Origin of the sequence: Tsukamurella sp. 1534 (genome assembly GCF_000312385.1) — a bacterium.
GTDB lineage: Bacteria > Actinomycetota > Actinomycetes > Mycobacteriales > Mycobacteriaceae > Tsukamurella.
Genome location: NZ_HE997626.1, coordinates 1,947,685 through 1,973,748 on the forward strand (window position 1 = coordinate 1,947,685; position 26,064 = coordinate 1,973,748).

28 protein-coding genes and 1 tRNA gene are annotated in these 26,064 nt (G+C 71.7%); 14 read left to right on the forward strand and 15 right to left on the reverse strand.

All coding sequences use genetic code 11. From position 1 onward, the window contains the following. Positions 1-10: 10 nt before the first annotated feature. A complete protein-coding gene (gene purU / locus BN39_RS09380; RefSeq protein ID WP_019202133.1) occupies positions 11-883 on the reverse strand; it encodes a formyltetrahydrofolate deformylase in 873 nt (290 codons plus the stop codon). 7 nt (positions 884-890) lie between these two features. Between purU and deoC the strand changes: the two genes are divergently transcribed. Beyond that, a complete protein-coding gene (gene deoC / locus BN39_RS09385) occupies positions 891-1,607 on the forward strand; it encodes a deoxyribose-phosphate aldolase (RefSeq protein ID WP_040767209.1) in 717 nt (238 codons plus the stop codon). A gap of 29 nt (positions 1,608-1,636) precedes the next feature. Here the strand turns inward: deoC and BN39_RS09390 are convergent, their stop codons facing one another. Genes BN39_RS09390 through BN39_RS09415 form a run of 6 tightly spaced genes read right to left on the reverse strand, consistent with a single transcriptional unit; the run spans position 1,637 to position 6,819 of the window. Beyond that, a complete protein-coding gene (locus BN39_RS09390; protein ID WP_019202135.1) occupies positions 1,637-2,950 on the reverse strand; it encodes a cytochrome P450 in 1,314 nt (437 codons plus the stop codon). Beyond that, positions 2,950-4,095, reverse strand: a complete 1,146-nt coding sequence (locus tag BN39_RS23455) for an LmeA family phospholipid-binding protein (protein WP_019202136.1) — start codon at positions 4,093-4,095, stop codon at positions 2,950-2,952. Before BN39_RS23455 ends, BN39_RS09390 begins: the two co-directional genes overlap by 1 nt. Before the next feature lie 55 nt (positions 4,096-4,150). Further along, positions 4,151-4,948, reverse strand: a complete 798-nt coding sequence (locus BN39_RS09400) for a carbon-nitrogen hydrolase family protein (RefSeq protein ID WP_040767213.1) — start codon at positions 4,946-4,948, stop codon at positions 4,151-4,153. 43 nt (positions 4,949-4,991) lie between these two features. Beyond that, entirely contained in the window at positions 4,992-5,765 is a 774-nt protein-coding gene (locus tag BN39_RS09405) for a hypothetical protein (protein ID WP_019202138.1), read from the reverse strand. 3 nt (positions 5,766-5,768) lie between these two features. After that, the gene (locus BN39_RS09410) at positions 5,769-6,275 is read right to left on the reverse strand and encodes a DUF2505 domain-containing protein (RefSeq protein ID WP_019202139.1); all 507 of its coding nucleotides are present in this window, start codon (positions 6,273-6,275) and stop codon (positions 5,769-5,771) included. Positions 6,276-6,297: 22 nt separating this feature from the next. Further along, positions 6,298-6,819 (reverse strand): DUF2505 domain-containing protein, encoded by a 522-nt coding sequence (locus tag BN39_RS09415; RefSeq protein ID WP_019202140.1) that lies wholly within the window; start codon positions 6,817-6,819, stop codon positions 6,298-6,300. A gap of 24 nt (positions 6,820-6,843) precedes the next feature. Here BN39_RS09415 and BN39_RS09420 point away from each other — a divergent pair, with 24 nt between their 5' ends. Genes BN39_RS09420 through BN39_RS09430 form a run of 3 tightly spaced genes read left to right on the forward strand, consistent with a single transcriptional unit; the run spans position 6,844 to position 9,911 of the window. Further along, entirely contained in the window at positions 6,844-7,911 is a 1,068-nt protein-coding gene (locus tag BN39_RS09420) for a UDP-N-acetylmuramate dehydrogenase (RefSeq protein ID WP_040766104.1), read from the forward strand. Further along, complete coding sequence (locus BN39_RS09425; protein ID WP_019202142.1) at positions 7,912-9,105, forward strand: Ig-like domain-containing protein; 1,194 nt, start codon at positions 7,912-7,914, stop codon at positions 9,103-9,105. A gap of 17 nt (positions 9,106-9,122) precedes the next feature. After that, on the forward strand, positions 9,123-9,911 hold the full coding sequence (locus tag BN39_RS09430) for a transglutaminase family protein (protein WP_019202143.1): 789 nt from the start codon (positions 9,123-9,125) through the stop codon (positions 9,909-9,911). Between the two features lie 26 nt (positions 9,912-9,937). On the opposite strand, the gene otsB is transcribed toward BN39_RS09430, so the two are convergent. The 5 genes from otsB to BN39_RS09450 all read right to left on the reverse strand — a co-directional run bounded on the left by otsB (position 9,938) and on the right by BN39_RS09450 (position 14,201). Beyond that, positions 9,938-10,696, reverse strand: a complete 759-nt coding sequence (gene otsB, locus BN39_RS09435) for a trehalose-phosphatase (protein ID WP_019202144.1) — start codon at positions 10,694-10,696, stop codon at positions 9,938-9,940. Further along, on the reverse strand, positions 10,693-12,156 hold the full coding sequence (locus BN39_RS09440) for a trehalose-6-phosphate synthase (RefSeq protein ID WP_019202145.1): 1,464 nt from the start codon (positions 12,154-12,156) through the stop codon (positions 10,693-10,695). Before BN39_RS09440 ends, otsB begins: the two co-directional genes overlap by 4 nt. A gap of 69 nt (positions 12,157-12,225) precedes the next feature. Beyond that, positions 12,226-12,384 carry a hypothetical protein gene (locus BN39_RS23670; protein ID WP_019202146.1) on the reverse strand — a complete coding sequence of 53 codons (159 nt, stop codon included), beginning with the start codon at positions 12,382-12,384 and terminating at the stop codon, positions 12,226-12,228. 34 nt (positions 12,385-12,418) lie between these two features. Then, positions 12,419-13,843, reverse strand: a complete 1,425-nt coding sequence (locus BN39_RS09445; RefSeq protein WP_019202147.1) for a threonine/serine exporter ThrE family protein — start codon at positions 13,841-13,843, stop codon at positions 12,419-12,421. A gap of 283 nt (positions 13,844-14,126) precedes the next feature. Continuing rightward, positions 14,127-14,201, reverse strand: a tRNA-Thr gene (locus BN39_RS09450). A gap of 43 nt (positions 14,202-14,244) precedes the next feature. Here BN39_RS09450 and BN39_RS09455 point away from each other — a divergent pair. Beyond that, positions 14,245-15,123 carry a crotonase/enoyl-CoA hydratase family protein gene (locus tag BN39_RS09455; protein ID WP_019202148.1) on the forward strand — a complete coding sequence of 293 codons (879 nt, stop codon included), beginning with the start codon at positions 14,245-14,247 and terminating at the stop codon, positions 15,121-15,123. A 39-nt stretch (positions 15,124-15,162) separates the two neighbouring features. Continuing rightward, on the forward strand, positions 15,163-15,651 hold the full coding sequence (locus BN39_RS09460) for a GNAT family N-acetyltransferase (protein ID WP_019202149.1): 489 nt from the start codon (positions 15,163-15,165) through the stop codon (positions 15,649-15,651). 12 nt (positions 15,652-15,663) lie between these two features. On the opposite strand, the gene BN39_RS09465 is transcribed toward BN39_RS09460, so the two are convergent. Then, positions 15,664-16,503, reverse strand: coding sequence for an alpha/beta fold hydrolase (locus BN39_RS09465; RefSeq protein WP_019202150.1), 840 nt, complete (start codon positions 16,501-16,503; stop codon positions 15,664-15,666). Positions 16,504-16,590: 87 nt separating this feature from the next. After that, entirely contained in the window at positions 16,591-17,055 is a 465-nt protein-coding gene (locus BN39_RS09470; protein ID WP_019202151.1) for a carboxymuconolactone decarboxylase family protein, read from the reverse strand. Positions 17,056-17,073: 18 nt separating this feature from the next. Between BN39_RS09470 and BN39_RS09475 the strand changes: the two genes are divergently transcribed. The 5 genes from BN39_RS09475 (at position 17,074) to BN39_RS09495 (ending at position 21,132) form a co-directional block, all read left to right on the forward strand. Beyond that, positions 17,074-18,066 (forward strand): pirin family protein, encoded by a 993-nt coding sequence (locus tag BN39_RS09475; protein WP_019202152.1) that lies wholly within the window; start codon positions 17,074-17,076, stop codon positions 18,064-18,066. Then, the gene (locus BN39_RS09480; RefSeq protein ID WP_019202153.1) at positions 18,063-18,392 is read left to right on the forward strand and encodes a GNAT family N-acetyltransferase; all 330 of its coding nucleotides are present in this window, start codon (positions 18,063-18,065) and stop codon (positions 18,390-18,392) included. Before BN39_RS09475 ends, BN39_RS09480 begins: the two co-directional genes overlap by 4 nt. A 141-nt stretch (positions 18,393-18,533) precedes the next feature. Continuing rightward, positions 18,534-18,947: a hypothetical protein gene (locus BN39_RS22205; protein ID WP_019202154.1), complete on the forward strand. Its 414-nt coding sequence runs from the start codon at positions 18,534-18,536 to the stop codon at positions 18,945-18,947. 81 nt (positions 18,948-19,028) lie between these two features. Beyond that, positions 19,029-19,727 carry a response regulator transcription factor gene (locus tag BN39_RS09490; RefSeq protein WP_040767220.1) on the forward strand — a complete coding sequence of 233 codons (699 nt, stop codon included), beginning with the start codon at positions 19,029-19,031 and terminating at the stop codon, positions 19,725-19,727. A gap of 7 nt (positions 19,728-19,734) precedes the next feature. After that, positions 19,735-21,132 (forward strand): cell wall metabolism sensor histidine kinase WalK, encoded by a 1,398-nt coding sequence (locus BN39_RS09495; protein WP_019202156.1) that lies wholly within the window; start codon positions 19,735-19,737, stop codon positions 21,130-21,132. A gap of 14 nt (positions 21,133-21,146) precedes the next feature. On the opposite strand, the gene BN39_RS09500 is transcribed toward BN39_RS09495, so the two are convergent. Beyond that, positions 21,147-21,569, reverse strand: a complete 423-nt coding sequence (locus BN39_RS09500) for an HIT family protein (protein ID WP_019202157.1) — start codon at positions 21,567-21,569, stop codon at positions 21,147-21,149. 46 nt (positions 21,570-21,615) lie between these two features. On the opposite strand from BN39_RS09500, the gene purD reads away from it, so the two are divergent. The 3 genes from purD (at position 21,616) to purB (ending at position 25,041) form a co-directional block, all read left to right on the forward strand. Then, a complete protein-coding gene (gene purD, locus BN39_RS09505) occupies positions 21,616-22,851 on the forward strand; it encodes a phosphoribosylamine--glycine ligase (RefSeq protein WP_192814843.1) in 1,236 nt (411 codons plus the stop codon). Between the two features lie 92 nt (positions 22,852-22,943). Next, positions 22,944-23,546, forward strand: coding sequence for a TetR/AcrR family transcriptional regulator (locus BN39_RS09510; protein WP_040766107.1), 603 nt, complete (start codon positions 22,944-22,946; stop codon positions 23,544-23,546). A gap of 67 nt (positions 23,547-23,613) precedes the next feature. Beyond that, entirely contained in the window at positions 23,614-25,041 is a 1,428-nt protein-coding gene (gene purB, locus BN39_RS09515; protein WP_019202160.1) for an adenylosuccinate lyase, read from the forward strand. Positions 25,042-26,064: the final 1,023 nt, after the last annotated feature.

A 26,064-nucleotide genomic window follows, 5' to 3' on the forward strand; every position in this document is an offset into this window, starting at 1 on the left:
CGCGGCGGTGTCAGGAGAAGACGACCGTCTTGCGGCCGTGGACCAGGACGCGGTTCTCGAGGTGCCAGCGCAGGCCCCGGGCGAGGACGACCTTCTCGATGTCGCGGCCGCGGAGCACCATGTCCCGGGCCTCGTCCGAATGGTCGACGCGCGTCACGTCCTGCTCGATGATCGGCCCCGCGTCGAGGTCCGCCGTCACGTAGTGGCAGGTCGCGCCGATCAGCTTCACGCCCCGCGCGAACGCCTGGTGGTACGGGCGGGCGCCGATGAACGACGGCAGGAAGCTGTGGTGGATGTTGATCGCCCGGCCGGCCCACGTCTCGCACAGCTCCGGCGGCAGCACCTGCATGAACCGCGCGAGCACCACGGCGTCGGGATCCAGGGCGTCGGTCAGGCGCGCCACCTCCGCGAACGCCTCGGACTTGTCCTCGCCCGGGCCCGGGAACGGGACGTGGTGGAACGGGATGTCCAGGCGCTCCACGAAGTCCCGCAGGTCCTCGTGGTTACCGATGACCGCGGCGATCCGCGCGTCCAGCTCGCCGGTGGCCACCCGCCCCACCAGGTCGTGCAGGCAGTGGCCCTCCTTGCTCACCAGCACGACGATGTCCTTCGGCTCCGCCGTGGACGTCAGCCGCCACTCGGTCTCGGGGCCGATGTCGGCCGCCACCTCGGCGAACCGGGCGCGCAGCTCGTCGAGCGGAACGGAGACGCTGTCCGCGCGTACGGCCTGCCGGGTGAAGAACCATCCGGTGTCGGCGTCGGAGTGGTACGCGGCCTCGACGATCCACCCGCCCACGTCGGCGAGGAAGGTGGAGATCCGGGCGACGATGCCGGTGGTGTCGGGGCATCCGAGTGTCAGGACGTAGCGGGTGTCGCGGGTCACGACCGGTATCGTCTCAGACGTGCTCACTCGATCCGAAGTCGCCGCCCTCGTCGACCACACGTTGCTCAAGCCGGAGGCCACCGAGAGTGCCGCGGCCGCCGCGTATCAGGAGGGCCTGGACCTGGGCGTCTACGCCGTCTGCCTCTCCCCGTCGATGCTGCCGCTGCGCGTCGCGCTCGACGCGGGCGACGCCGCGGCGCAGGGCGGCCCCCGGGTGCCCAAGACGTGCGTCGTCGCGGGGTTCCCGTCCGGTAAGCACCACAGCCTGATCAAGGCCGCCGAGGCGCGGATGGCGATCGAGGAGGGCGCGCACGAGGTGGACATGGTGATCGACGTGGGGCTCGCGCTGGCGGGCGAGCTGGATCGCGTGTTCGCCGACGTGCTCACGGTGCGCGAGGCCATCGGCGCCGATCCGGTGCTCAAGGTGATCGTGGAGTCGGCGGCGCTGCTCGAGTTCGGCGACGCGGACCTCCTCACGGAGGTGTGCCGGCGGTCGGTGAAGGGCGGCGCGACGTTCGTCAAGACCTCCACCGGGTTCCACCCCAGCGGCGGCGCCTCCGCCGAGGCTGTTCGCATCATGCGTGCGGCCGTGGGGCCCGATGTGGGCGTCAAGGCCTCGGGTGGCATCCGCACCGCGGAGGCCGCGCGCGAGATGATCGACGCGGGCGCGAATCGCCTGGGGCTCTCCGGAACCCGGGCCGTGCTCGACGGCTTCCCGGCCTAGCCCCGGCCCCGAACGCCGGCGTCCCGCGGCTACTTCAGCCGCGCGGGCAGCGACGCCCAGCCGTACAGCGTCGACAACCCGCGGTGCTCCCCGGGCCCGTCGAGGCTGAGGTCGGGATAGCGGGTGAACAGCGCCTGCAGGCCCACCGCGCCCTCCATCCGGGCCAGCGCGGCGCCGATGCAGGCGTGGATGCCGTAGCCGAAGGACACGTTCTTCTTCGCCTCGGGCCGCGCCACGTCGAATTCGTGCGGCCGGTCGAACACGGCCGGGTCGCGGTTCGCGCCGGCCAGCAGCAGCGAGACGACGGTGCCCTTCCGGAACCGGAGGCCCGCGATCTCCCCGTCCTCGCGCGCGACGCGGGCCGTGCGCTGCACGGGGCTCGAGAAACGCAGGATCTCCTCGACGGCGTTGGGCCACAGGTCGGGTTCCGCGCGTAGCCGCTCCAGCTGGTCCGGGTGCTCCAGCAGCGCCACCACGCCGTTGCCGATGAGGTTCACGGTGGTCTCGAATCCGGCGCCGATGAGCAGCGCGGCATTGGTCACCAGCTCCCGGTCGGTGAGCTCGCCGCTCGCGGCCAGGAGCGCGAACGGATCGTCGGAGCCGGGCTCGCGCCGGATCCGCGCGAAGTGCGCGGTGAGGTAGTCGTCGAGGCCGCGCAGCGCCCGCTGTGCGCGCAGGTACACGGGCCAGGGCAGGCCCGGGTCGAGCAGCGGCGCGGCGGCCTCGCCCCATTCGAGCATGTACTCGTCGTCCGCCTCCGGCAGGCCCAGCAGCCGCCCGATCATGGTGACGGGCAGCTTCGCCGCGTACCCGGTCACCAGGTCGGGGCGGGCGGCCGCGGCGAGGTCGTCGAGCAGTTCCTCGCTGACGATGCGCGCGCGGTCGGTCAACCGCGTGATCGCCTTCGGGGTGAAGACCTTCGCGATCGGGTGCCGGTAGGCGGTGTGCGACGGTGGCTCGCTCACCAGCATCGAGGGCGGCTCGACGGGGTTGGGCAGGTGCGGGTCGGTGATCTCCAGCAGCCGGGCCAGCGGGCCGGGGAACCCGAAGTCGGCGGGCTGGAGGGTGGCGAACCGCTTGTCCCGCAGGATCTCCCGGCACACCTCGTGATCGGCGCTGGCCGCGCCCACCTCGCTACCGATGATCCGTCCCTCGGCGCGGATCGCGTCGAACTGCGCGTACTGGCCGCCGGGCTCACCGCGGTACCCGAGGAGCAGGGAGGCCATCTTGTCGCCGCGGGCGGCGCGACGGGGCAGCGCGTAGCGGGGGAGCCCGTGCAGGACACCCCAGCGCACGCGCAGGGCGGCCGCGTTCACGAGCCCCGCCCCGCCGCGCCCCGGCATCAGAGCACCGAGCAGTTGGTGGCGCCCACGTCGCCGCCGCTCTCGATGTCCTTGGGCAGCACGTTCTGGCCGGTGTAGGTCAGCGTGATGCCCTGGTCGTTCATCTGCAGGTCCTTCGCGGTGAGGCCCTTCGGGGTGGGGATGTCGGCGAAGGTGTCGATCAGCTGCTGCGCCAGGTCGTCCGGCACGCCGAAGCCCATGACCGAGGCCTTGCTGGCGGTCAGCTGCACCTTGTTGTCCTTGAGCGTGGGCGTGAGCGTGATCGTGACCGGCAGGATGACGGCGGTGCCGGAGACCTCGATCTTCTTCTCGGCGGCGTTGACGCTCACCTGCGGCTCCGAGAGCACCTGCACCTGGGAGACCTTCTGCTTGATGCCCTCGGTCGACATGGAGCCCACGATGGTGGCGTCGTCCACCCGGTTGTCGCCGCCGGTCTCCACACCCTTGAGCAGGATGTGCGCGTCCAGGCCGGGGCTGCCGTTGAGGCCGTTGGCCTGGATGTCGATCTCGGACAGCTTGCCGCTGGCGTTCTGCAGGAGCATCGGCTTCTTCGAGAAGGAGACGCTGACGTCGTTGGCCTTGGTGCCGTTCTTGATGTTGTCCGCGAGGCAGTTCTGCACGTGGTTGCGGATGTACAGCTCGGAACCCGCGAGCAGGATCACCAGCACGGCCACGAGGCCCAGCGCCGCCAGGCCGATCAGCTTGCCCGAGGACATCTTCCGCTTGGGGGGCTTCCCCGACCCGCCGTCGCCCCCGCCTCCGCCCGGGATCTGGGTGGGCGGCACGGGCGGCACCGGGGGCTGCTGCCCGGACTCGGGGCCCTGGCCGGGGCGGCCCAGCTGCTGGGTGCCCTGCGGGCCCACACCGGGCGCCTGGGGACCCGGCCCCTGCGGGCCGGGCGGGTACGGGCCGGGTGCCTGCGGCTGCTGCTGGCCCTGGGGCGCCGGTCCCTGCTGCCCCGGCTGGGGTCCCGGTCCCTGGGGCGCGCCCTCAGGCGGGCGCTGCGACGCGCCGAGCGGCCGCGTCAGGTCCTCCGGCGCTGCTCCGTGCCGCGGCTGATCCGACGGCGCGATCGGCCGGGTCGGGTCCGGGTCGTTGTTCTGCGGCCCGGGGCCGCCCTGCGGAAGGTTCGGGTTGGTATCCATCGGCTGCGATTGTTCCTCATTCCTCGGTGAGCGCGAGTCCTAGGTGTGCTTCGTGTCACCCCGTGGCGAAGTCCCGCCGGTTCCTCAGCACCGGCAGCGTGGCCCGGACCTCCTCGATCCGGCCGATCGGCAGGTCCACGACGACGAGCTCCGGTCCGTCGCCCGCGGAGGCCAGCACGGCACCGTCGGGCCCCACGGCGAGGGAGCCGCCGACGCCCCGCGGCGCCTTCGAGGGCTCGGCCTCGTCGGGGCGGGCCTGGTCGACGGCGACGACGTAGGTGGTCGAGTCCAGCGCGCGGGCGCAGGCCAGGGTGGTGAAGGCGTCGAGTTTGCCGGGCCCGTCCCCCCACGACGCGGGCGCCACGATCACCTGGGCCCCGGCGTCGGCGAGCGCGGTGTACAGGGCGGGGAAACGCAGGTCGTAGCAGGTGCTCAGGCCCACGGTGGTGCGGTCGACGGTCACCGTGACAGCGCGGTCGCCGGGTTCGACGGTGCGCGATTCGGCGAAGCCGAAGGCGTCGAAGAGGTGGATCTTGTCGTAGCCGGTGCGCCCGCCGTCGGCGGCGGCGAACAGCAGGGTGTTGCGGACCCGGCCGTCGGAACCCGGGGTGAACATGCCCGCCACGACGTGCACCCCGGTGCGCGCGGCCGCGGCGGCGACGCGGGAGGCCCACGGCCCGTCGAGCGGCTCGGCGACGGGCCCGAGCGGCACCCCGAACCGGCACATGGTGGCCTCGGGGAACACGATCAGCCGGGCGCCGGCGGCCGCGGCGCGGTCGAGGTGCTCCTCGACCAGGGCGGCGTTGGCCGCCGGGTCGTCGCTCGCGGCGATCTGCGCCAGTGCGACGCGCAGCACGGGTGTGGCCATGCGCACAGCGTACTGGCGCCGGCTGGGCTCAGGGCGCGACGAACCCCCAGTCGACGGTGAGCAGGTTGTCCCGGACCGGCCGCCGCGGGGCGCGGGCGGCGCCGCCGGTCTCCACGGCCAGCACGGCGGCCGCGGCCCGCCAGCGCACCCGGTTCCCGTACGGCGCGTAGCCGGCGGCGTGGTCCCAGCACCGGTCGGCGAGGGTGAGCAGCGCGTGGATCCGCTCCCCGGGCACGTTGTGGTGGATCAGCGCCTTCGGCAGGCGTTCGGCCAGGTCGGACGGGCGGCCGGTGAACCCGGGGTGCCAGGCCAGGGTGAGCGTGCGCGGCCCCGCGACGTCGAGGGTGAGCCAGCAGCAGCGGCGGCCCAGCTCGTCGCACGTGCCCTCGACGAACACCCCGCCGGGCGCGAGCCGTTCGGTCACCGTCGTCCAGGCCCCCGCGACCTCGGCCTCGTCGTACTGCCGGAGCACGTTGAACGCGCGCACCAGGTGGGGCCGCAGGCCCGCGAGCTCGAAACCGCCGCGCGCGAACTCGACGCCGTCACGGCCGGGGACCACGCGGGCGGGGTCGATCTCGAGACCCACCACGCGCAGCCCGGGGTTGACGGTGCGCAGCCGCGCCGCCCATTCCAGGGTCGTGTCCGGGCGGGCGCCGTAGCCCACGTCGACGGCGAGGGCCGACGGTGCCGCGATCGCGCGCCGCACGGCCGGATCGTGCACCGACCAGCGGTCGCTGCGCCGCAGCCTGTTGAGGCCGGTGGTGCCGCGGGTGATACGCCCGTCCGGCGCGGGCGCGGACACGGGTCAGTGCTTGTCGACCCAGTACTTGAGGTACTCGGCTTCGGCGCGGAACAGGTCGACGAGGTTGATGAGGATGAGCTGCTCGAGCTTGGTGCCGACGAACGGCACGAACACCTTCACCACGGTGGTGTAGCGCATGGTGCAGCCGGTCTCGGTGTTGAACAGGTCGCAGTCGCCCTTGAGGGTGCCGGGGCCCGCGGGGATCGACGCCTTGTAGTCGCCGATCGAGTGCTCGCCGTCCCACGCGCCGTAGAACTCCTGGCGGGTGATGATCATGTCCTTCTTCACCACGCCCTGCGCCACCGGCGGCAGGTACTCGTGCGGCAGGTTCTGCTTCTGCACGACGGTGATGCCCTCGTCGTCCACGTCGAACTCGGAGAGCTCGGACAGCGGCGTGAGGTTCCGGAAGTCGGTCATCTTCTCGTTCCAGTACTCCTCGGTGGAGTACGCGTCGTAGAAGACGTCAGCGGGGAAGGGGAAGCGCGCCGAGTAGCTGAGACGTCGTGCCATGAGGGGGGACTTTACTAGGAGTTCAGCGTTCCGCGATCCACTGCACGGTGAAGTCGCGCTCGGCCTCCATCAGCTCCTGCAGGTTCTCGATCACCAGGGACTCCACCTTGGAGGCCACGAACGGGATGGACACGGTCGCCTCGCCGCGGGCCGTGATGAGCGAGCCCTGCGGGCCCGCCTCGATGGTGGCGGATCCGGACATCTGCGCCGGGACGCCCTCGATCTTGGCGGAGAACGTTCCCTCGCAGCGGGTTCCGTCGAACGGGCCCCACTCCTCGAGCCGGTGGATCTCCAGGCCGCCGGGATGGATCGCGGTGACCACGGCCGGGAGCCGGTCCTCGGGGATCACGTGCACCACGAGCACCCGCACGCTGCGGGCGCCGGGCGTCGCGGGGTCGCCGGACACAGCGAGCTCGGCGATGCGGGCGCCCTCGCCGCCGACCTCGGCCACGCGCGCGGGCCAGTACTGCTCGTCGGTGAACGCGGCGTGCAGGGCGGCCGGGTCGGTGGCGTAGTCGAGCGAGCGCTCGAGACGGGTGCTCATGCGGAGACACGTTACCGTTGCGGGGTGCCTGAACTGCTATCGGAGTTGACCACGTTGCGCCTGGGCGGACCTGCGCGCGGGTACCTGCGCTGCGGAACCGCAGCGCAGGTGGCCGAGGCCGTCGCCCGCTGCGACGCCGCGTCCGAGCCGGTGCTCCTCGTGGGCGGCGGCTCCAACCTGGTGGTCGCCGACGACGGGTTCGCCGGCACCGTCGTGCACCTGACCGGCGCCGACGTCGCGATCGACGGGACGACGGTGACCGCCGCCGCGGGCGCGACGTGGGACGACGTGGTCGCGGCGACCGTCGACGCGGGGCTCGGCGGGCTGGAGTGCCTGTCCGGGATCCCGGGTTCCGCGGGCGCGACGCCCGTGCAGAACGTGGGCGCCTACGGCGTCGAGGTGTCGGCCTGGCTGGACGCGGTGCAGCTCTACCACCGGGCCACGGGCGAGACGGCGTGGGTGGCCCCGGAGTCCCTGGGCCTGAGGTACCGCACCTCGCGGCTGAAGACCCCGGACCCCACCGCGCAGGCCGACGTGGTGCTGGCGGTGCGGTTCGCGCTGTCGGCGGAGGGCAGCGCGCCCATCCGGTACGGCGAGCTGGCGCGCGCCCTGGGCGTGGATCCCGGTGCGACGGTGGACCCCCGCGCGGCCCGCGAGCACGTGCTGGCGCTGCGGCGCGGCAAGGGCATGGTGCTCGATCCGGCGGACCACGACACCTGGAGCGTGGGGTCCTTCTTCACCAACCCCGTGGTGCCGCAGGACCGGGCCGGGGCCGTCGTGGAGGCGATCACCGCCGCCACGGGGGAGGGCCCGCCGCAGTACCCCGCGCCCGACGGGGTGAAGCTGTCCGCGGGTTGGCTGATCGAGCGCGCGGGCTTCGCCAAGGGCTTCTCCGGCGGCCGCGCCGGTGTGTCCCTGTCCACGAAACACACCCTGGCCCTGACCAACCGCGGATCGGGTACCGCGGCCGAGTTGCTCTCCCTGGCAGCGGAAGTCCGGGATGGGGTGTTCGCCCGATTCGGGGTGGAGCTGCGCCCCGAGCCCGTTCTGGTGGGTACGGAGCTGCCCGCCCCGACCGGTAGAATCCATTAGATGTTCGACATGTTTCGGGCGCCCCTGGGGCGCCGCACGTTCCTCGGTGCGACCGTCGCCTCGGTGGCGGCCGTCGCCGCCGCGTGCGGCCGCGGCGGCGGGATCCTCCCCGGATCGCAGAAGGCCGAGGGGCCCACGTACACCTACACCCCGTCGGGCGACGAGAAGCCGGCACCGGCGGCCACGGTCTCCGTCCAGGCGAACGGCGGGCGGTTCCGGCCCGGGGTGGCGCTGACCAACACCGCCACCGGGAAGCCGGTCAAGCTCAACGCCTCTCCCGACGGCACCACCTACACCGTCGCCGAGCCCCTGGGCTACGGCGCCACCTACAAGTGGTCCGGCGTCGCGGACGGTGAGGCGGGCACGTTCTCGAGCCTCGACCACGCGGTGACCGTCGTGGACCCGGGCGAGACGCTGTCCGTGGTGATCAACGTGGCCGACGACGCCGAGGTGGGGATCGGCGCGCCGCTGATCCTCAAGTTCTCGGGCACCGTCGAGGACAAGGAGGCCGTCGAGAAGGCCCTCGAGGTCACCACCACGCCGCACACCGAGGGATCCTGGGCCTGGCTTCCGGAGGACAACGGTTCGCGCGCGCACTGGCGGCCCAAGGAGTACTGGCGGCCGGGCACGAAGGTGTCGATGAACGGCAAGCTGTACGGGCTGGACCACGGCGGCGGCGCGTACGGGGCCGCCGATGTGACGAGCGCGTTCCGCATCGGCCGCGCGCAGATCGTCAAGGCGGACGCGGACTCCCACCGCATCCGGGTGATGCGCGGGACCCAGGTGGTGCTCGATCTGCCGTGCTCCTACGGCGAGGGCGACCTGCCGCGCAACGTGACCCGCTCCGGCATCCACGTGGTGAGCGAGATGCACGAGGACTTCTTCATGTCCAACCCCGCGGCGGGGTACTTCAACGTGCGTGAGCGGTTCGCGGTGCGGATCTCCAACAACGGTGAGTTCATCCACGCCAATCCGCAGACCGTCGGGAACCAGGGCGCGTCGAACGTGACCAACGGCTGCATCAACCTGTCCCTGTCGGATGCGCAGTCGTACTTCCAGATCGCGATGATCGGTGACCCGGTGGAGGTGACCAACACGTCGATCCCGCTGTCGGAGGCTGACGGGGACATCTTCGACTGGACCATAGACTGGCCCACGTGGCAATCGATGTCGGCACTGAACAAGAAGAACTAGGACCGATCGTCCGGTCCGTGTCCTCCGAGGTCTCGTGCACGGTGCACGGGGCCACGGTGCTGGAGTACCAGATCGCGGTGGCACGGGTTCCCGGGCTGGAGGTGCGCGAGGAGCTGTCGTTCACGCTCGACGGTGCGCCGCAACCGGTTACGGAGCTCGTGGGCCCGCACGGTTCCCGGCTGCACCGCGTGGAGGCGGCGCCGGGCGAGGCGCGGATGGAGTACCGGGCGCAGGTCACGGGCACGGCGTCGCCGGAGCCCGTCGACGAGTACCTGCGGTCGGTGTACCTGCGCCCGTCGCGGTACGCGGACGTCGACCGGTTCTTCGGGTACGCGGGGCGCCAGTTCCCGGGTGGCACGGACGCCGAGAAGGCGTTGGCGGTCAGGGATTTCGTGGCCGGGCGGCTCGACTACCGGCCGGGCGCGAGCACGCCGCTGGACGGCGCCTCGGACACCCTGCTCGCGTCCGCGGGCGTGTGCCGGGACTACGCGCACCTCACCGTCGCGCTGCTGCGGGCGCTGAAGCTGCCCGCGCGGATGACGGCGGTGTACGCCCCCGGCTGCGACCCGATGGACTTCCACGCCGTCGCGGAGGTCCTGATCGACGGGCGCTGGTCCGTGCTCGACGGTACCGGCCTCGCGCCGCGGGAGACGATGATGCGGATCGCGACCGGCCGCGACGCCGCCGATATCGCGTTCCTCGACAATCACGGCGGATCCATCCGGCTGCAGCGGCTCGCGGTGACCGCCGCATCGTCGGCGCCGCTCCCCGTCGACGATCCCGCCGCGCTGACCCCGATGGCCTGAACCGTCGTCCGCAGCGTTCGCGCGGGTCAGGCGCGCAGGGCGGCCAGGTCCTCGAACACCGCGCGGGCGTCCTCCGGTCCGCGGACGCGGAAGCGGGCGGCGGTCTCGCCGTCGCCCACCTTGACGGACACGTCGCCGGCGGATTCGAGTACGGCGAAAGCCTTCTCGTCGGTCACGTCGTCGCCCAGGTACAGCACCGCCTGCGCGCCCACGCGGTCGCGGATCAGGGTGAGGGCGCGGCCCTTCGACGCGTCGGTGACGGTCAGTTCCAGTACGGCCTTACCCTCGGTGGCGTGCACGCCCGGCACCGAGGCGGGGCCCCGTCGGGCCTGCTCCAGCGCGCCGTCCGCGTCCGCGGCGTCCGCCACGTTCCGCACGTGCAGCGCCGCGCCCAGCGGCTTCCGCTCCACCGCGGCGCCGGGGTGGCGGGCGGCGATCTCCTCGAGCCCGGCGAGGACGGCGTCCCGCCGGGCGAGCGCCGCCGCGTCGAGCGGGGATTCGAAACCCTCGGCCCATTCGGCGCCGTGGCTCCCGACCGTCACGATCGGCTCCTCGACGCCCGACAGCCGGTCCAGGGTGGCGCGGTCCCGCCCCGACACCACGGCGACGGTCACCCCGGGAAGCGCGGCGAGCGCGACGAGGGCCTCCACGGTTCCCGGCAGCGGGTGCGCCGCGGCGGGATCGGACACGATGGGCGCGGTCACCCCGTCGTAATCGGTGGCGACGAGCACGCGGGGGAGCCCGGCGAAGAGCTCCAGCGCGGCCCGCAGGTCGGCCGGGATCACGTGCGCGGTGCCTCGTCGACCCGGCCGGACAGCGTCTGCAGGAAGGTTCGGGCCCAGCGGTCCACGTCGTACTGCAGCACCTGGCGGCGCATCGCGCGGATACGGCGCTTACCCTCCTCGGGATCCTGGTGCACCGCCTCGTCGATGGCGTTCTTGACGCCCTCGAGGTCGTGCGGGTTGCACTGATAGGCCTGGCGGAGTTCGGCTGCGGCGCCGGTGAACTCGCTGAGCACCAGCGCGCCGGAGGAATCGGTGCGGCAGGCCAGGTACTCCTTGGCGACCAGGTTCATGCCGTCGCGCAGCGGGGTCACCAGCATCACGTCGGCCGCCCCGAAGAACGCCAGCAGCTCCCGTCGCGGCACCGGGCGGTGGATGTAGTGGATCGCGGGATGGCCGACCTGCCCGAAGTCGCCGTTGATGCGGCCCACCATGCGCTCGATGTCGCTGCGCATCGTGCGGTAGGACTCGACCCGTTCGCGCGACGGGGTGGCCAGCTGCACGAACACGTGCCGCTCCGGATCGAGGCGGCCCTCCTCGTAGAGCTCGCCGATCGCGCGCAGCCGCACGTCGATGCCCTTGGTGTAATCGAGCCGGTCCACGCCGAGCATGATCTTCTCGGGTGAGCCGAGTTCCTTGCGGAGCGCGCGGGCCCGCTTGCGGGTCTCCGGGGTCTTCGCGGTGGCCGCGAGATCGGCGGAGTCGATGGAGATGGGGAACGCGCCCACCCGGACCGACCGGAACCCGACGGTGACAACGCCGAACCGCGAGCGCACGCCGATGGTGCCTTTGCTGGTGGGGTAGCCGACGAGCCGGTTCGCCAGGTAGAGGAAGTTCTGCGCGCCGCCGGGGAGGTGGAAGCCCACGAGGTCGGCGCCGAGGATGCCCTCGATGATCTCGCGCCGCCACGGCATCTGCATGAACAGTTCGACGGGCGGGAACGGGATGTGCAGGAAGAACCCGATCTTCACGTCGGGCCGCAGCATCCGCAACATCTTGGGGACCAGCTGCAGCTGGTAGTCCTGCACCCAGACGGTGGCGTCGGGCGCGGCGATCTTGGCGGTCTCCTCCGCGAACCGGCGGTTGACCTCGACGTAGGTGTTCCACCATTCGCGGTGGTACTCGGGTTTGACGATCACGTCGTGGTACAGCGGCCAGAGGCTGCCGTTGGAGAAGCCCTCGTAGTGCTCCTGCACCTCCTGTGCGCTGAGCTTGACGGGGCAGAGCAGCATGTTCTCGCCGTCGATCGGCTCGCCGCCGACGTCCGGGGCGCCGGGCCAGCCGACCCAGGCGCCGTTGTGGGCACTGAGGATCGGCTTGAGCGCCGTCACCAGGCCGCCCGGTGCCTCCCTCCAGGTGAGGGTGCCGTCCGGGGCGCGCTCGACGTCGACGGGCAGCCGGTTGGCCACCACGACGAACTCGGAGCCGCCCTTCGCGGAGTCCTTCTTCGCGCGCGCCGTCACCGCGGAGCGCGGTTCCGGATCACGACCATCGGTACGCCCGTCCCCGCCCTCAGCAGCTGCCATCGCCGGTTAGGCCTCCTTGGGGCCGATGCCCAGCATCGACAGCAGCATCCGGCACTCGTCGGCGTCCTCCGCGTAGGCCGCGACGACTCGCTGCGCCTGGTGCGCGGTCTCGTCCGCGACGGGCTCCAGTTCGTCTTCGCTGATGTCCGTGGTCTTCGGGGGCATGAACGCACCTTCACTAGGGATTGGTAAGCGCTTGTCAGTTTACCCGGGGTTCCATCTGCCCGCGGACCCGGCGGAACGGGATACCGCTGATGTGCGGGCGGCGGATGGTGCGGGCCACCCACTCGCCGAGCGTCACGCCCGCGGCCAGCGCGCACCCGACGGTGAGCGCGGTGGCCATGTTGGTGAGCGCCGCGGTGGTCTGGCCCTCCATCAGCTCGGACAGGCCGCGGTACACCGCGAGGCCGGGGACGAGCGGCGTGATGCCCGCGACGGCGACGATCAGGGGAGGCACCACTGCACGCCGGGCGAGGAGACCACCGGCGAGGCCGACGGTCGTGGCGGCGACGGTGGAGCCGACGATCGGGCCCAGGCCGGCGTCGAGCAGTGAGCCGGAGACGAACGCGCCCATGCAGCCCGCGAGGAAGGACGCGATGAGGGCGCGCACCTGCGCGTATCCGGCGAGAGCGAACGCGGCCGCGGCGATGCCCCCGGTGGACACCAGGATCGGCAGGGGCGCGTAGTCGAACGGCTCCTGGCGCAGCGGCGGCAGCGTGGCGCCCAGCTGGGAGGCCACCCGCAGGGCCATGCCGACGCCGGCGACCACGCCGCCGGTGAACACGATGACCTCGAAGAACCGGGCGGCGCCGGTGACCGGCGCCCCGGTGATGGCGTCCTGCACCGCGCCGACCAGCGACAGCCCGGCCATCAGCACGATGATCCCGGCGACGATCACCCGGTAGGGCTCCACGTCCCAGCCGAAGCCGATGGACAGCTTGTAGATCAGCGCCGCGGGCAGCGTCGCGAGGAAGCCGCCCACCACCTGCTGGAAGAAGTACGGCAGGCCGAGCTGGCCGAGGCGCACGTTGACGACGTAGATGATCGCGGTGGTGACGAACGCGACGGCGGCGAGTCCGAGCCTGCCGCCCAGCAGCAGCGTGAGCGCGCCGGACATCAGGGCCCAGCCGCCGGTCGCGACGAGGCGCGAGTACGGGTGCCCCGCGGTCATGATCGATTCGAGCGCGGTGAGCGCCTGATCGGGCCGGATCCGGCCGCGGCCGATGCGCCGCACCAGGGTGTCCACCTGGGACAGCCGGGTGTAATCGAGCGAGCGGTGGCTGACGGTGCGGATGTACGTCGACGGGGGGAGGCCGCGGCCGCGCTGCACGGACACCGTGATCGCGTTGTAGGTCACGGTGACCGTCACGTCGTCGATGCCGTACGTCGCGGCGACGTAGCGCACCTGCGCCTCGGTGTCCACGGCGCCCGTTCCCGAATCGAGGAGCACCTCGCCGACTTTCATGGCGACCTCGAGGACCTCGCCGACCGCTTCGGCGTCGCGGAGGTCGATGGGCTGCAGCGGTGTCAGGACCGGCAGGCCTGCGGTATCCGCGGTCGCCGCCTTGCGGCCCGTCAGGACCTGGACTGCGTTCGCGAGACGGTCGCGGAGATCCGGCTTCATCGTGGGTACACACCTCCTCGGGGTCGTTGCGTCGTTACGGAGTCGTCGAAGGAACGTCTGCCGTTACTGTGCCAGACCCCGGGGTGATTCAGGTCTATCGGAGTGCCTTCTCACCTCGGTCGATCAACTGTCGCGAACCGTCTCGTCGACGATCCCGCAGGCGGGCGCTGCGGGCGCGGTGCGCGGGCTCAGCGGAGTGCCGCGAGCACCTCCGCCGCCGCCCGTTCGGCCGGCGCCCACGCGCCCTCGATGTCGTCGGGGGCGAGCGGCTGATGCAGGATCGTGGAGCCCCCCGTCGGGATTGAACCGACGACCTTCGCTTTACAAGAGCGGTGCTCTACCACTGAGCTAGGGAGGCGTGCGGCCGTACGGCCGGCGGCTCACAGCATATCGTGGCCGGCATGACGGATTCCTTCGAGACCATCAGCTGGAGCATCGACGAGGACGGCGTCGCCACTCTGGTGCTGGACAGGCCGGAGCAGCTCAATGCGTTCAGCGTCACCATGGCGCGGGAGCTGACCGAGTTCTTCGAGGTGCACGCCCACGGCGACGACATCCGCGCGGTGGTCGTCACCGGGGCGGGCCGCGCCTTCTGCGCGGGGATGGACCTGACGGGCGAGGGCAACGTGTTCGGCCTGGACGAATCGCTCTCGCCCACGCCCGAGGAGTTCGCGGCCTCCTACGACGAGGCCCCGTACCAGGACGGCGTGCGCGACACCGGCGGCAAGCTGACGCTGGCGATCCACGCGCTGCCCAAGCCCGTGATCGCCGCGATCAACGGCCCCGCGGTGGGCATCGGCGCCACGATGACACTCGCGATGGACACCCGGCTCGCGTCGACCAGGGCGCGGATCGGTTTCGTGTTCGGCCGGCTCGGCATCGTCATGGAGGCGTGCTCGAGCTGGTTCCTGCCGCGGATCGTGGGCCCCGCGCAGGCGCTGGAATGGGTGTACTCGGCCGACATCCTCACGGCGGAGGCCGCGCACGAGGGCGGGCTGGTGCGGAGCCTGCACGAGCCCGAGGATCTGGTCTCCACCGCGCAGGAGCTGGCCCGGTCCTGGGTCAAGGGCCGCTCCGCCGTCGGCGTGGCGATCAACAAGCGGCTCATCTACCGCAACATGGGCGTCGCGACCCCGCTGGAGGCGCACCTCGCCGACTCGCTGGGCATGTTCTACACGTCGATCGGCGACGGCAAGGAGGGCGTGGCCGCGTTCCTGGAGAAGCGGGCGCCGGAGTTCACGTCGAAGGCCTCGGAGCTGCCGCGCATCGTGGCCGACTAGGCCGGGCCCGCCGCCGGGCGAGGGCATACGATCGCGGGTATGGAGATCCGTGACGCCCAGCCGGCCGACCTGCCGGCGATCCTCGAGATCCACAACGACGCCGTGGAGAACTCGACGGCGATCTGGAGCGAGGAGAAGTCCGACCTCGCCGAGCGCGAGGCGTGGCTCGCGGAGCGTCGCGCCGGCGGATTCCCCGTGCTCGTCGCCATCGTCGACGGTGAGCTCGGCGGTTACGCCTCGTACGGGCCGTTCCGCGCGAAGTCGGGTTACCGCCTCACCGTGGAGAACTCGGTGTACGTCGCCGACGGCTACTACCGCCGCGGCATCGCCGAGGCGCTCATGCGCGCGCTGATCGAGCGCGCCCAGGCCGCCGGTGTGCACGTGGTGGTGGCGGCGATCGAGGAGTCGAACCACGCGTCGGTGGCGCTGCACCGCAAGCTCGGATTCCGGGTGACGGGGCAGATGCCGCAGGTGGGCATCAAGTTCGGACGGTGGCTCGATCTCGTTCTGATGCAGCGGATCCTCTGATCGCGTCCCGGCCTAGCGCGGCCGGGTGTTCTCGACGATCGCCTCGGCGAGTTCGGCGGGCCGCTCGTCCGGGATCCAGTGGCTCACGCCCTCGAGCACGATGAGGCGGTAGGGGGCGTCCACGTACTCGCCCGCGAGGTCGGCGCCCGCGCGGACCAGGGCGATGTCCTGGTCGCTCCAGATGTGGGTGGTGGGGCACTGCACGTGCGACGGTGCGCCGCCCGCCACCGACACGAACGGCATGCCGCGGTACCAGTTCAGCGCGGTCCCGAACAGTCCGGGCTCGACGATCTCGTCGTGGGTCGCCCGCCGGGCCTCTTCGGGCATGCCGCCCCTCCGCAGGAATTCGGAGACCGCGCCGGGGTAGCGCCGGGCGAGCAACTCCGGGAGCACGGGGATCTGGAACAGATACATGTAGTACGACTTCAGGGCCTGCGTGGACCGGAGGAAGGAGCGCAGGAACGCGAACGGATGCGGCACGGAGACCGTGGTGAGGCTGCGCACCAGGCCGGGATGCTCCGCGGCGACCAGCCACGCGGTGGATGCACCCCAGTCGTGGCCCACCAGGTGCGCGGGCCCCGTGACGCGCAGCAGCTCGGCCACGTCGGCGACCAGCTGCGAGCTGCGGTACTGCCAGCGGCTCTTCGGGTTCGCGGTGTGCGAGTAGCCGCGTTGGGTGGGCGCCACGGTGCGGAAGCCCTGCGCGTTGAGCAGCTCCGCCGTCGGGCCCCACGACGACGCGGTCTGCGGGAATCCGTGCAGGAGAACGACGATGTCCCCGTCGAGGGGGCCGGTGTCGACCACCGGGAACGTCAGGCCCGCGCGCGTGAACTCCGTGATCCGTTCGGTCATGCGCCCACTCAACCACCGATCGCCGGCTCCGGCATCCGTCCTGGGGTGGAGGTTCGGCCGGTGCGCGGCGCACCGTCGGAACCCGGATCAGCCGCGCTTGCGCACCTCGTACCCGCTGACGATGGACAGGCGGTTGAAGGAGTTGATCGCGATCGCGGCCCACACGACGGCCGAGGTCTGCGCGGTGTCGAGGACGTCGGTGGCGCAGTCGTAGCCGGCGTCCGCGGCGAAGTGGTCGGGCAGTTCGGTCACCAGCTCTGCGATCTCGAGGGCCGCGCGCTGCTGATCGTCGAACAGCGACGGCGCGTCCCGCCACGCAGGCAGCACGGCGATCTGCTGTTCGGTGAGACCGGCCTTGATGCCCGCGTCGTGGTGCAGCGAAAGGCAGTACGCGCAGCCGTTGATCTGCGAGCAGCGCAGGTTCACCAGCTCGACGACGGCGCGGCTCAGTCCTGCCGCCGCTGCCGTGTCGCCGACCGCCGCGGACACGGCGACGAGCGTGCGGTACGCGTCCGGGGACGCCTTGTCGATTCTGACGCGCTGCCCTGGCATGGCACTAGGCTAGCGAACATGAGCAACACCGACCGTCAGCCGGAAGAGGTCGAATGCGGGGCCTCGGCCCCCGGCTCCGGAGTCGAGGTGATCGAGGCCCGCGAGGTCCCGCTCGGCGGCCCCCGCGCGATGACGGTGCGCCGCACCCTCCCGACCCACGAGCGGTCGATGATCGGCGCGTGGTGCTTCGCGGATCACTACGGCCCCGACGACGTCTCGGCCACCGGCGGCATGAACGTGCCGCCGCACCCGCACACCGGCCTGCAGACGGTGAGCTGGCTGTTCGAGGGCGAGATCGAGCACCGCGACAGCGCGGGCGTCCAGGCGCCGGTGCTGCCGGGCGAGCTCAACCTGATGTCGGCGGGTTTCGGCATCAGCCACTCCGAGGTGTCCACGCCGCGCACCGAGCGGCTGCACGGCGTGCAGCTGTGGCTCGCCCTGCCGGACCGCGTACGTAATGCGCACAACGGTTTCCAGCATTACGTGCCGCCCGTCGTGGACCTGCCCGACGTGCGCTCCGGTGGACCGGGCGGCACCGTGAAGGTGTTCATCGGCTCCCTCGCCGGCAGCGATGCGGACGTCACGACCGCGACCCCGTTGCTCGGAGCGGAGCTCGTCCTGCGGCCCGGGGCCCGGGTGACGCTCGAGGTGGACGCCGCGTTCGAGCACGGGGCGCTCCTCGATACCGAGCGCCTCCTGTTCGACGGGGTCTCCCTGAACCGGGGCGATCTCGGCTACATGGGGCCGGGCCACGGCGGACTCCGGCTGCACAACCCCACCGAGGAGCCGGCTCGCGTGATCCTGCTCGGCGGCACGCCCTTCGGCGAGGACATCGTGATGTGGTGGAACTTCGTCGGCCGCAGCCACGAGGACATCGTGGAGTACCGCGCGGAATGGGAAGCGCGGACCGAACGTTTCGGGAGTGTGGACGGCTGGCGGGACGAGCAGTACCTGCCCGCGCCGCCGCTGCCCACGACCCGTTTGAAGCCCCGGAAGAGGAGTCCCCAGTGAGCGATCAGAACGAGACCGTGGCCGTCGTCCGCAACGACGCCGAAGGCCGCTACGACATCACGGTGAACGGCGAGCTCGCCGGCTTCACGCAGTTCGTGGACCGCGGTGAGCAGCGGATCTTCCCGCACACCGAGCTGGACGAGAAGTTCTCCGGGCGGGGGCTCAGCTCCACGCTGGTGCACGATGCGCTGGCCGACACCCGCGCGGCCGGCAAGCGCGTGGTGCCCGTGTGCCCGCTCGTGGCGAAGTACGTCTCGAAGCACCCCGAGGTTGCCGACATCGTGGACAAGCCCACCCCGGAGATCCTGGAGTTCCTCCGCGGCTGATGTGCGATCGCAGGTCCCGTGCGCCGCGGGTTGTCCTGACGGCGCAAGGGGATTGGCGTACGCCGATACGTTGATACGGTCGGAATGGCCCGCCCGGCCCCGGGTGGGCACCACCGAACGCAGAGGAGTGTCGGAGTGTCCATGGGATCGAAGATCGCAGCGGCGGGTGCGGTGGCCTGCGCCGTGCTGGCTCTCAGCGCGTGTGGCGACGACTCGTCCGAGCCGGCCCCGGCCCCGGCCTCGGAGAGCACGTTCTCGGTGACGGCCTCGCAGCCGGCGACCCCGTCGACCGGCGCGCCCGCCACCGGCGTGACCGCCCCGCCCGCGACGCGGACGGGCGGCGGCCACGCGAACCACCCCGGCGGCGGCGCGCCCGCGCCCACGAAGACGGTCACCACCGTCAAGCCCACGCAGCAGCCGGGGGAGGGTAGCGAGTACGACGTGCCGTGCACCGGCCCGGACCAGGGCACCATCTGCACCAACCCGAACCACGGCGCCGGCACGAACCCGAACGAGAACGGCCAGGCGCCGCCGACCACCGCCAAGCCGCGGTAGCGCGGGAGCGTTCACAGCGAACTGCCAGGGAGATGTCAGAGTGCGCGGTGTTGCGCGCGGCAGTATGGCCGGGTGTCCAGCGTGAAGAATGATGTGTCGGCCCGGGTCCTCGTCGTGGACGACGAGCAGAGCATCCGGGAACTCCTGCAGGTCAGCCTCAAGTTCCAGGGGTTCGACGTGGCCGTCGCCCACGACGGCCCGTCGGCCCTGGACCGGGTGCGCACCTTCAGCCCGGACGTCATGGTGCTCGACATCATGATGCCGGGGATGGACGGATTCGGGCTGCTCAAGCGGCTCCGCCAGGACGGCGTGGAGGCGCCCGCGCTGTTCCTCACCGCCCGCGACTCCGTGGAGGACAAGGTGGCCGGGCTCACCCTGGGCGGCGACGACTACGTCACCAAGCCGTTCAGCCTGGAGGAGGTGGTGGCCCGCATCAACGTGCTGCTCCGGCGGAGCGACTTCGGCGAGAAGGAGGTGAGCACGCGGCTCACCTTCGCCGATCTGGAGCTCGACGACGAGACGCACGAGGTGTGGAAGGCCGGGGAGCTGGTCTCCCTGTCACCCACCGAGTTCACGCTGCTGCGCTACTTCATGGTCAACGCCGGCGTCGTCCTGTCCAAGCCGCGAATCCTGGATCACGTGTGGCACTACGACTTCGGCGGCGACGTCAACGTCGTGGAATCGTACGTCTCCTATCTGCGCCGCAAGGTGGACACCGGGGAGAATCGGCTGATCCACACCCTGCGGGGGGTGGGCTACGTGCTGCGCGAGCCCCGGTAGGCGGCAGGTGCGCACCCGTACCGGTCTCGCATCCCGTATCCCCCTGCGCTTCTCGCTGGTGGGGATCGTGGTGGGCCTCGTGTTCATCGGCCTGCTCGCCTCGGGGATCGCGCTGACGACGGCGATGGAGGACCGGCTGATGTCCCGGGAGGACCAGTCGCTCCGCCAGGCCGCCGACACCTGGGGCAGGCCCAAACCGCTCGACTTCCCGGTTCCCTCGCGGGGCAGCGGCCCTCCCACCCGCTTCTATCAGGCGACGTTCCTCGCCGACGGGACCCAGGTGCAGGTGAGCAACCCGGACTTCACCGACCGCCCGGACCTCAGCGGCCTCGGCGATCTGCGCGGCGACGCCGTCACGGTGAACTCCATGGGCGGGAAGGGACCGAAATGGCGCGTCGTGCAATCGCATTCGGAGTTCGGGGTGAGCTTCGTCGCGGTGACGCTGTCCGAGGTCGAGGGCACCATGCGCGCCCTCGTCGCCCTGGAGCTGCTGATCGGCGGCGGCGTCCTCATCATCGCCGGCGGTCTCGGCTACCTGGTGGTGCGCAGATCGCTGCGCCCGCTGGAGGAGGTGGAGGCCACCGCCGAGGCGATCGCGGCGGGCGATCTCACCCGCCGGGTCCCGGCGGCGCCGCCGCAGACCGAGGTCGGGCGGCTGTCCGCCTCGCTGAACACCATGCTGCACCAGGTGCAGGACTCGTTCGGCCGGGTGGCGGCATCGGAGGAGCAGGCCAGGGCCGATGAGGAGCGCATGCGCCGGTTCGTGGGCGACGCGTCGCACGAACTGCGCACCCCGCTCACGTCGATCCGCGGCTTCGCCGAGCTGTACCGGCAGGGCGCGTCCGACGATACCGAGTTCCTCATGTCCCGCATCGAATCCGAGGCGCAGCGCATGGGGTTGCTGGTCGAGGACCTGCTCATGCTGGCGCGGCTGGACGCGCGTCGCCCGCTCGCGGCGGAGCCCGTGGATCTGGTGGCCGTCGCGGGCGAGGTGGTGCACGCCGCGCAGGCCCGCGAGCCGGGCCGCGACATCGATCTGGACGTGGAGAGCCCCGAGGTGGTGGTCGACGGTGATCGCGACCGGCTGCACCAGGTGGTGACCAATCTGGTCTCGAACGCCTTGCGGCACACGCCCGACGACGCGTCCGTGCGAGTCCGCGTCGCGACGCAGGCCGACCGCGTGCTGCTGTCCGTGGCGGACACCGGGCCGGGGATGGAGCCCGATGAGGCGAGCCGGGTGTTCGAGCGCTTCTACCGCACGGACTCGTCCCGCAGTCGCGGGAGCGGCGGTGCGGGACTGGGGCTGTCGATCGTGCACGGCATCGTCGAGCGGCACGGCGGCACCGTGTGGCTGGACACCGCGCCCGGGCAGGGCGCCACCTTCTCGGTCAGCCTGCCCCGGTGACTACACCGCGGTGATCACTCCGCGGCGAGCGCCTCGACGATCTTCGTCTGCGCCTCGTCGAGGGACTCGGCCGACGGATTCGTGTCGACGCTGTCGAAGTTGAAATCGGTGAGCGTGTAGGCGGGGAAGACGTGCACGTGGAGGTGCGGCACCTCCATCCCGGCGACGATGAGGCCCGCCCGCGGCGCGTCGAACGCGCGCTTCACGGCGCGGCCCAGCTTGCGGCTGACCTCGGTGATGCGGTTCCACAGCTCGTCGTCGACGGACTCCCAGTTGTCCACCTCGTCGCGCGGCACCACGAGCACGTGGCCCTGGGTGAGCGGGGCGATGGTCAGGAAGGCCACCACCGAATCGTCCTGGTACACGAACCGGCCCGGGAGCTCGCCGGCGATGATCTTCGAGAAGACTGTGCTGGTCGTACCATTCGAATCTGCCATACGGCCAGGCTATATGAGCAGCCCGCCATTGGGTAAGGTCAGCGGCGTGCGAGTACTCGTCATCGGCACCGGCGGCCGCGAACACGCCCTCATCGAAGCGCTGTCCCGTGACCCCCGGGTCACCGAGCTGCACGCCGCGCCCGGCAATCCCGGCACCGCGGCGTCGGCCACGAACCACGAGGTGGATGCCTCGTCAGGGGAGTCGGTGGCCGCGCTGGCCGCGGAACTCGGCGCGGACCTCGTGGTGATCGGGCCCGAGGTGCCGCTGGTGCTCGGCGTCGCCGACGCCGTCCGCGCCCGCGGCATCGCCGTGTTCGGACCGTCGGCGGAGGCCGCGAAGATCGAGGGCAGCAAGGCCTTCGCGAAGGACGTCATGGAGGCCGCCGGCGTGCGCACGGCGCGCAGCGAGATCGTCGACAGCCCCGCCATCATCGACGCCGCGCTGGACCGGTTCGGCCCCACCTGGGTGATCAAGGACGACGGCCTGGCCGCCGGGAAGGGCGTCGTCGTCACCGCCGACCGCGCCGCCGCCCGCGCGCACGCCGCCGACCTCATCGAGTCCGGCCGGCCGGCGCTGTTCGAGTCCTTCCTCGACGGTCCCGAGGTGTCGCTGTTCTGCCTCGTCGACGGGGAGACCGTCGTGCCGCTGCTGCCCGCGCAGGACCACAAGCGCGTCGGCGACGGCGACACCGGCCCGAACACCGGTGGCATGGGCGCGTACTCGCCGCTACCGTGGCTCGCGGAGGGCGTGGTCGACGAGATCGTGGACACCGTCGTGCGGCCCGTCGCGCGGGAGATGGTGCGCCGCGGCGTGCCGTTCTCGGGCCTGCTGTACGCGGGCCTCGCGATCGGCGCGGAGGGGCCCGCCGTCGTCGAGTTCAACTGTCGCTTCGGCGACCCCGAGACCCAGGCGGTCCTCGGCCTGCTCGAATCCCCGCTCGCCGAGGCGCTCCACGCCACGGCCACCGGCACGCTCGCGGATCTGCCTCCGCTGCAGTGGCGCGACGGTGCCGCCATCACCGTGGTGCTCGCCGCGGAGAACTACCCCGCCACGCCCCGTAAGGGCGACGTCATCACCGGTGCCGACGGCCCCGGGATCTACCACGCCGGAACCGCCCTCGACGGCGAAGGCCGGCTGGTCTCCGCCGGGGGACGCGTCCTCAACGTGGTGGGCGTGGGCGACGATCTCGCGGCGGCGCGCGCGGATGCGTACGCCAAGCTCGAACGGATCAAGCTGCCCGGCAGTCACTTCCGCAAGGACATCGGCCACCAGGCGCTGTGATGCGGCTGCAACGGCCGTGCGCTGCGAAGTCGGCATGACGATTTGGTCGAAACCAGCTTTGGGAGCGCGGCGCCCTGGCAGCATGTCCTTCTGTGACAGCCGCGACCACTCCCAAGGGTGAGCGTCGTCGCGCGGCCCTGGTGGCCGCGGCGGGCGAGCTCCTCGTCGAGGGCGGGTTCGAGTCGGTGCGCCACCGCGCCGTCGCGCACCGGGCGCACATCCCCCTGGCTGCCACGACGTACTACTTCGAGTCGTTGGGAGACCTGCTCTCTCACGCTGTCGCCTACGCCGGTGACCACGATGTGAGCGCGGTCCGGGAGCGGGTCGCCGCGGTGAGCCGCCGGCGACGAGGGGAGGCCGCGCTCGCCCGGCTCATCGCCTCGGTGTTCTTCGCCTCCGAGACCGAGGAGGAGCGCAGCGCCCTCGTCTCCCGGTACGAGCGGCTGGTGGTGTGCACGCGCGACCCCGAGCTGTCGCTGCTGCAGGCCCGGCTGCGCGGAGAGCTCGTGGACCTGCACGCCGAGGTGCTCGAGCGGTCCGGGCGCACCGTCGACAAGGTCCGCGTGCAGCGGCTGGTGGCCATCGAGGACGGGGCGGCCCTCGCGGCCTTCACCGATCCCGACGCCGGCATCACCCGCGCGGTGCGAGACGCGGTCGCCGCGGTCATCGATGATCTGGCGCCGATCGCCCCCTGACGGTGAGGCGCACCGTCGGGCCCGATGTGCGGTGCCGCGGCTCCGGCCCGGGTGCGATGATGGAGGGGTGAGTGCCCCCCGCATCCCCAACGTCCTCGCCAACCGCTACGCCAGCCCGCGCATGCGCGAGCTGTGGTCGCCCGAGCACAAGATCGTGCTGGAGCGGCAGCTGTGGATCGCGGTCCTCAAGGCCCAGCGCGACCTCGGGATCGACGTGCCCGACGGTGCGGTGGAGGCCTACGAGGCCGTCGTGGACCGGGTGGACCTCGCGTCGATCGCGGAGCGGGAGCGCGTGACCCGGCACGACGTCAAGGCCCGGATCGAGGAGTTCAGCGACCTCGCGGGGCACGAGCAGATCCACAAGGGCATGACCTCGCGGGACCTCACGGAGAACGTCGAGCAGCTGCAGGTGCTGCAGTCCCTGATCCACGTCCGGGACCACGCCGTCGCGGTCGCCGCCCGGTTGGCCGAGCGCGCCGCGCAGTACTCGTCGGTGGTCATGGCCGGCCGGTCGCACAACGTCGCCGCGCAGGCGACCACGCTGGGGAAGCGCTTCGCCAGCGCCGCCAACGAGCTGCTCGTGGCGATCGCCCGCGTCGAGGACCTGATCAACCGGTACCCGCTGCGCGGCATCAAGGGGCCGATGGGCACGTCGCAGGACATGCTGGACCTGCTGGGCGGCGACGCGTCGAAGCTGGCATCGCTGGAATCGCGGGTGGCCGAGCACCTCGGATTCTCGGAATCCTTCGTGTCCGTGGGGCAGGTGTACCCGCGGTCGCTGGACCACGACACCGTGAGCGCGCTCGTGCAGCTGGCCGCGGGGCCGTCGTCGCTCGCCACGACCATCCGGCTCATGGCGGGACACGAGCTGGTCACCGAGGGCTTCCAGCCCGGGCAGGTGGGCAGCTCCGCGATGCCGCACAAGATGAACACCCGCTCGTGCGAGCGCGTCAACGGTCTCGCGGTGGTGCTCCGCGGCTACGGCTCGATGGCGGCCGAGATGGCCGGCGCGCAGTGGAACGAGGGTGACGTGTTCTGCTCCGTGATCCGCCGCGTGGCCCTGCCCGACGCCTTCTTCGCGATCGACGGCCTCTTCGAGACGTTCCTGACGGTGCTCGACGAGTTCGGCGCCTACCCGGCGGTGATCTCCAACGAGCTCGACCGGTACCTGCCCTTCCTCGCCACCACCCGCGTGCTCATGGCCGCGGTACGGGCGGGCGTCGGCCGCGAGGTGGCGCACGAGGTGATCAAGGAGCACGCCGTCGCCGTGGCGCTGGCCATGCGCGAGGAGGGCCGCGAGCCCGACCTGCTGGACCGCCTCGCCGCCGATCCGCGCCTCGGCCTCACCCGCGCGCAACTCGACGACGCCGTCGCCGACCGCGCCGCCTTCACCGGTGCGGCGGAGGCGCAGGTCGCCCAGGTCGTCGCCGATGTGGAGGCCCTGGTCGCGAAGCACCCCGACGCCGCCGCCTACACCCCGTCGCCCATCCTCTGAGGGCCGGTTCGCAGGGGTTCCAGCGACCGCGTCCTGCATGTTCAGCGCGGAAACCGCTACGAACGGCGTCGATCTCGCGAACGGGGAGGTCGAGGCGCGGGTACATCGGCGCCGGACCGGTCCAGCCACGGACCCGCAGCTCCTGTTCGACCCGGGCGATGAACGCGGCACGGTCGTGGACCAGGGTCGTGGCTGTGACCCCGATGATGCTCCAGCCCTCGCCGCCGATCGCGTTCCAGCGGCGGATGTCCTTGCGCTGCTGCGCGATCGAACGGTGGTAGCCCCCCGTCGTACTCGATGGCTATCCGGTGCTCATCGGACCCGAGGTCCACTCGGTAGCCGGTGCCGCCGACGGGCCGCTGGGGTAGGAACATCCGCAGGCCCGATCTGTGCACGGTGAGTCGCGTGTAGGTCTCCCACGGCGAATCCGCGCCGGTGCTCGCTTCGGCGAGGACCTGCAGCGCCCGCCTGCGCCCGTGCATACCCCGATGGGCGGCGAGATATGCCCGGACCTGCGGAAGAGAAGTGACGGACCGCCCGTAGCGGTCTTCGCGGACGCACTGATCGACGCCGTGAGACGACGGTGATGTCCTCGGGCGACATCGTTCCGGACCGGATGATCACGCCGTTCCGCGAGCGGTGCTGCGGGACCCAGAGCTCCGGGGGATGGCCGTCGACGAAATCCGCGCCGTGCAATGCCGCCGCGGTCCAGCCGGTGAAGACGGCATCGGGATACGCCGGCGTGAGGGCGTCGCGCACGTCGTGGACCGTCGGCGGCCCGTCGCCGATGCGCCGGATCCCGTGGATCACCGAGGCGGACGTCGCGCGCACGGCGTACTCGGTCTCCTGGGGCATGAGGTCGCGGGTTCGCCGGAACATACTCATTGGACGCACCAGAGCGGCGATCGGATCCCTTTCGGCGCGGTTCACAGCGGTTTCCGTGGCGAGTTCCTGCGGTTTCGTCACGGAAACCGCTGTGAACCTGCCGCCGGAAATCCGCCGACCCATGCAATAGGCTGGGGG

Excerpts from the sequence above, each read along its gene's own strand:
- BN39_RS09470 (WP_019202151.1), bottom strand. The coding sequence starts at position 17,055 with ATGCCAGGGCAGCGCGTCAGAATCGACAAGGCGTCCCCGGACGCGTAC.
- BN39_RS22205 (WP_019202154.1), top strand. The coding sequence starts at position 18,534 with ATGGGATCGAAGATCGCAGCGGCGGGTGCGGTGGCCTGCGCCGTGCTG.
- BN39_RS09445 (WP_019202147.1), bottom strand. The coding sequence starts at position 13,843 with ATGAAGCCGGATCTCCGCGACCGTCTCGCGAACGCAGTCCAGGTCCTG.
- BN39_RS09455 (WP_019202148.1), top strand. The coding sequence starts at position 14,245 with ATGACGGATTCCTTCGAGACCATCAGCTGGAGCATCGACGAGGACGGC.
- BN39_RS09500 (WP_019202157.1), bottom strand. The coding sequence starts at position 21,569 with ATGGCAGATTCGAATGGTACGACCAGCACAGTCTTCTCGAAGATCATC.
- BN39_RS23455 (WP_019202136.1), bottom strand. The coding sequence starts at position 4,095 with ATGGATACCAACCCGAACCTTCCGCAGGGCGGCCCCGGGCCGCAGAAC.
- BN39_RS09410 (WP_019202139.1), bottom strand. The coding sequence starts at position 6,275 with ATGGCACGACGTCTCAGCTACTCGGCGCGCTTCCCCTTCCCCGCTGAC.
- BN39_RS23670 (WP_019202146.1), bottom strand. The coding sequence starts at position 12,384 with ATGCCCCCGAAGACCACGGACATCAGCGAAGACGAACTGGAGCCCGTC.
- BN39_RS09460 (WP_019202149.1), top strand. The coding sequence starts at position 15,163 with ATGGAGATCCGTGACGCCCAGCCGGCCGACCTGCCGGCGATCCTCGAG.
- BN39_RS09390 (WP_019202135.1), bottom strand. The coding sequence starts at position 2,950 with ATGCCGGGGCGCGGCGGGGCGGGGCTCGTGAACGCGGCCGCCCTGCGC.
- BN39_RS09465 (WP_019202150.1), bottom strand. The coding sequence starts at position 16,503 with ATGACCGAACGGATCACGGAGTTCACGCGCGCGGGCCTGACGTTCCCG.
- BN39_RS09415 (WP_019202140.1), bottom strand. The coding sequence starts at position 6,819 with ATGAGCACCCGTCTCGAGCGCTCGCTCGACTACGCCACCGACCCGGCC.
- BN39_RS09475 (WP_019202152.1), top strand. The coding sequence starts at position 17,074 with ATGAGCAACACCGACCGTCAGCCGGAAGAGGTCGAATGCGGGGCCTCG.
- BN39_RS09425 (WP_019202142.1), top strand. The coding sequence starts at position 7,912 with ATGTTCGACATGTTTCGGGCGCCCCTGGGGCGCCGCACGTTCCTCGGT.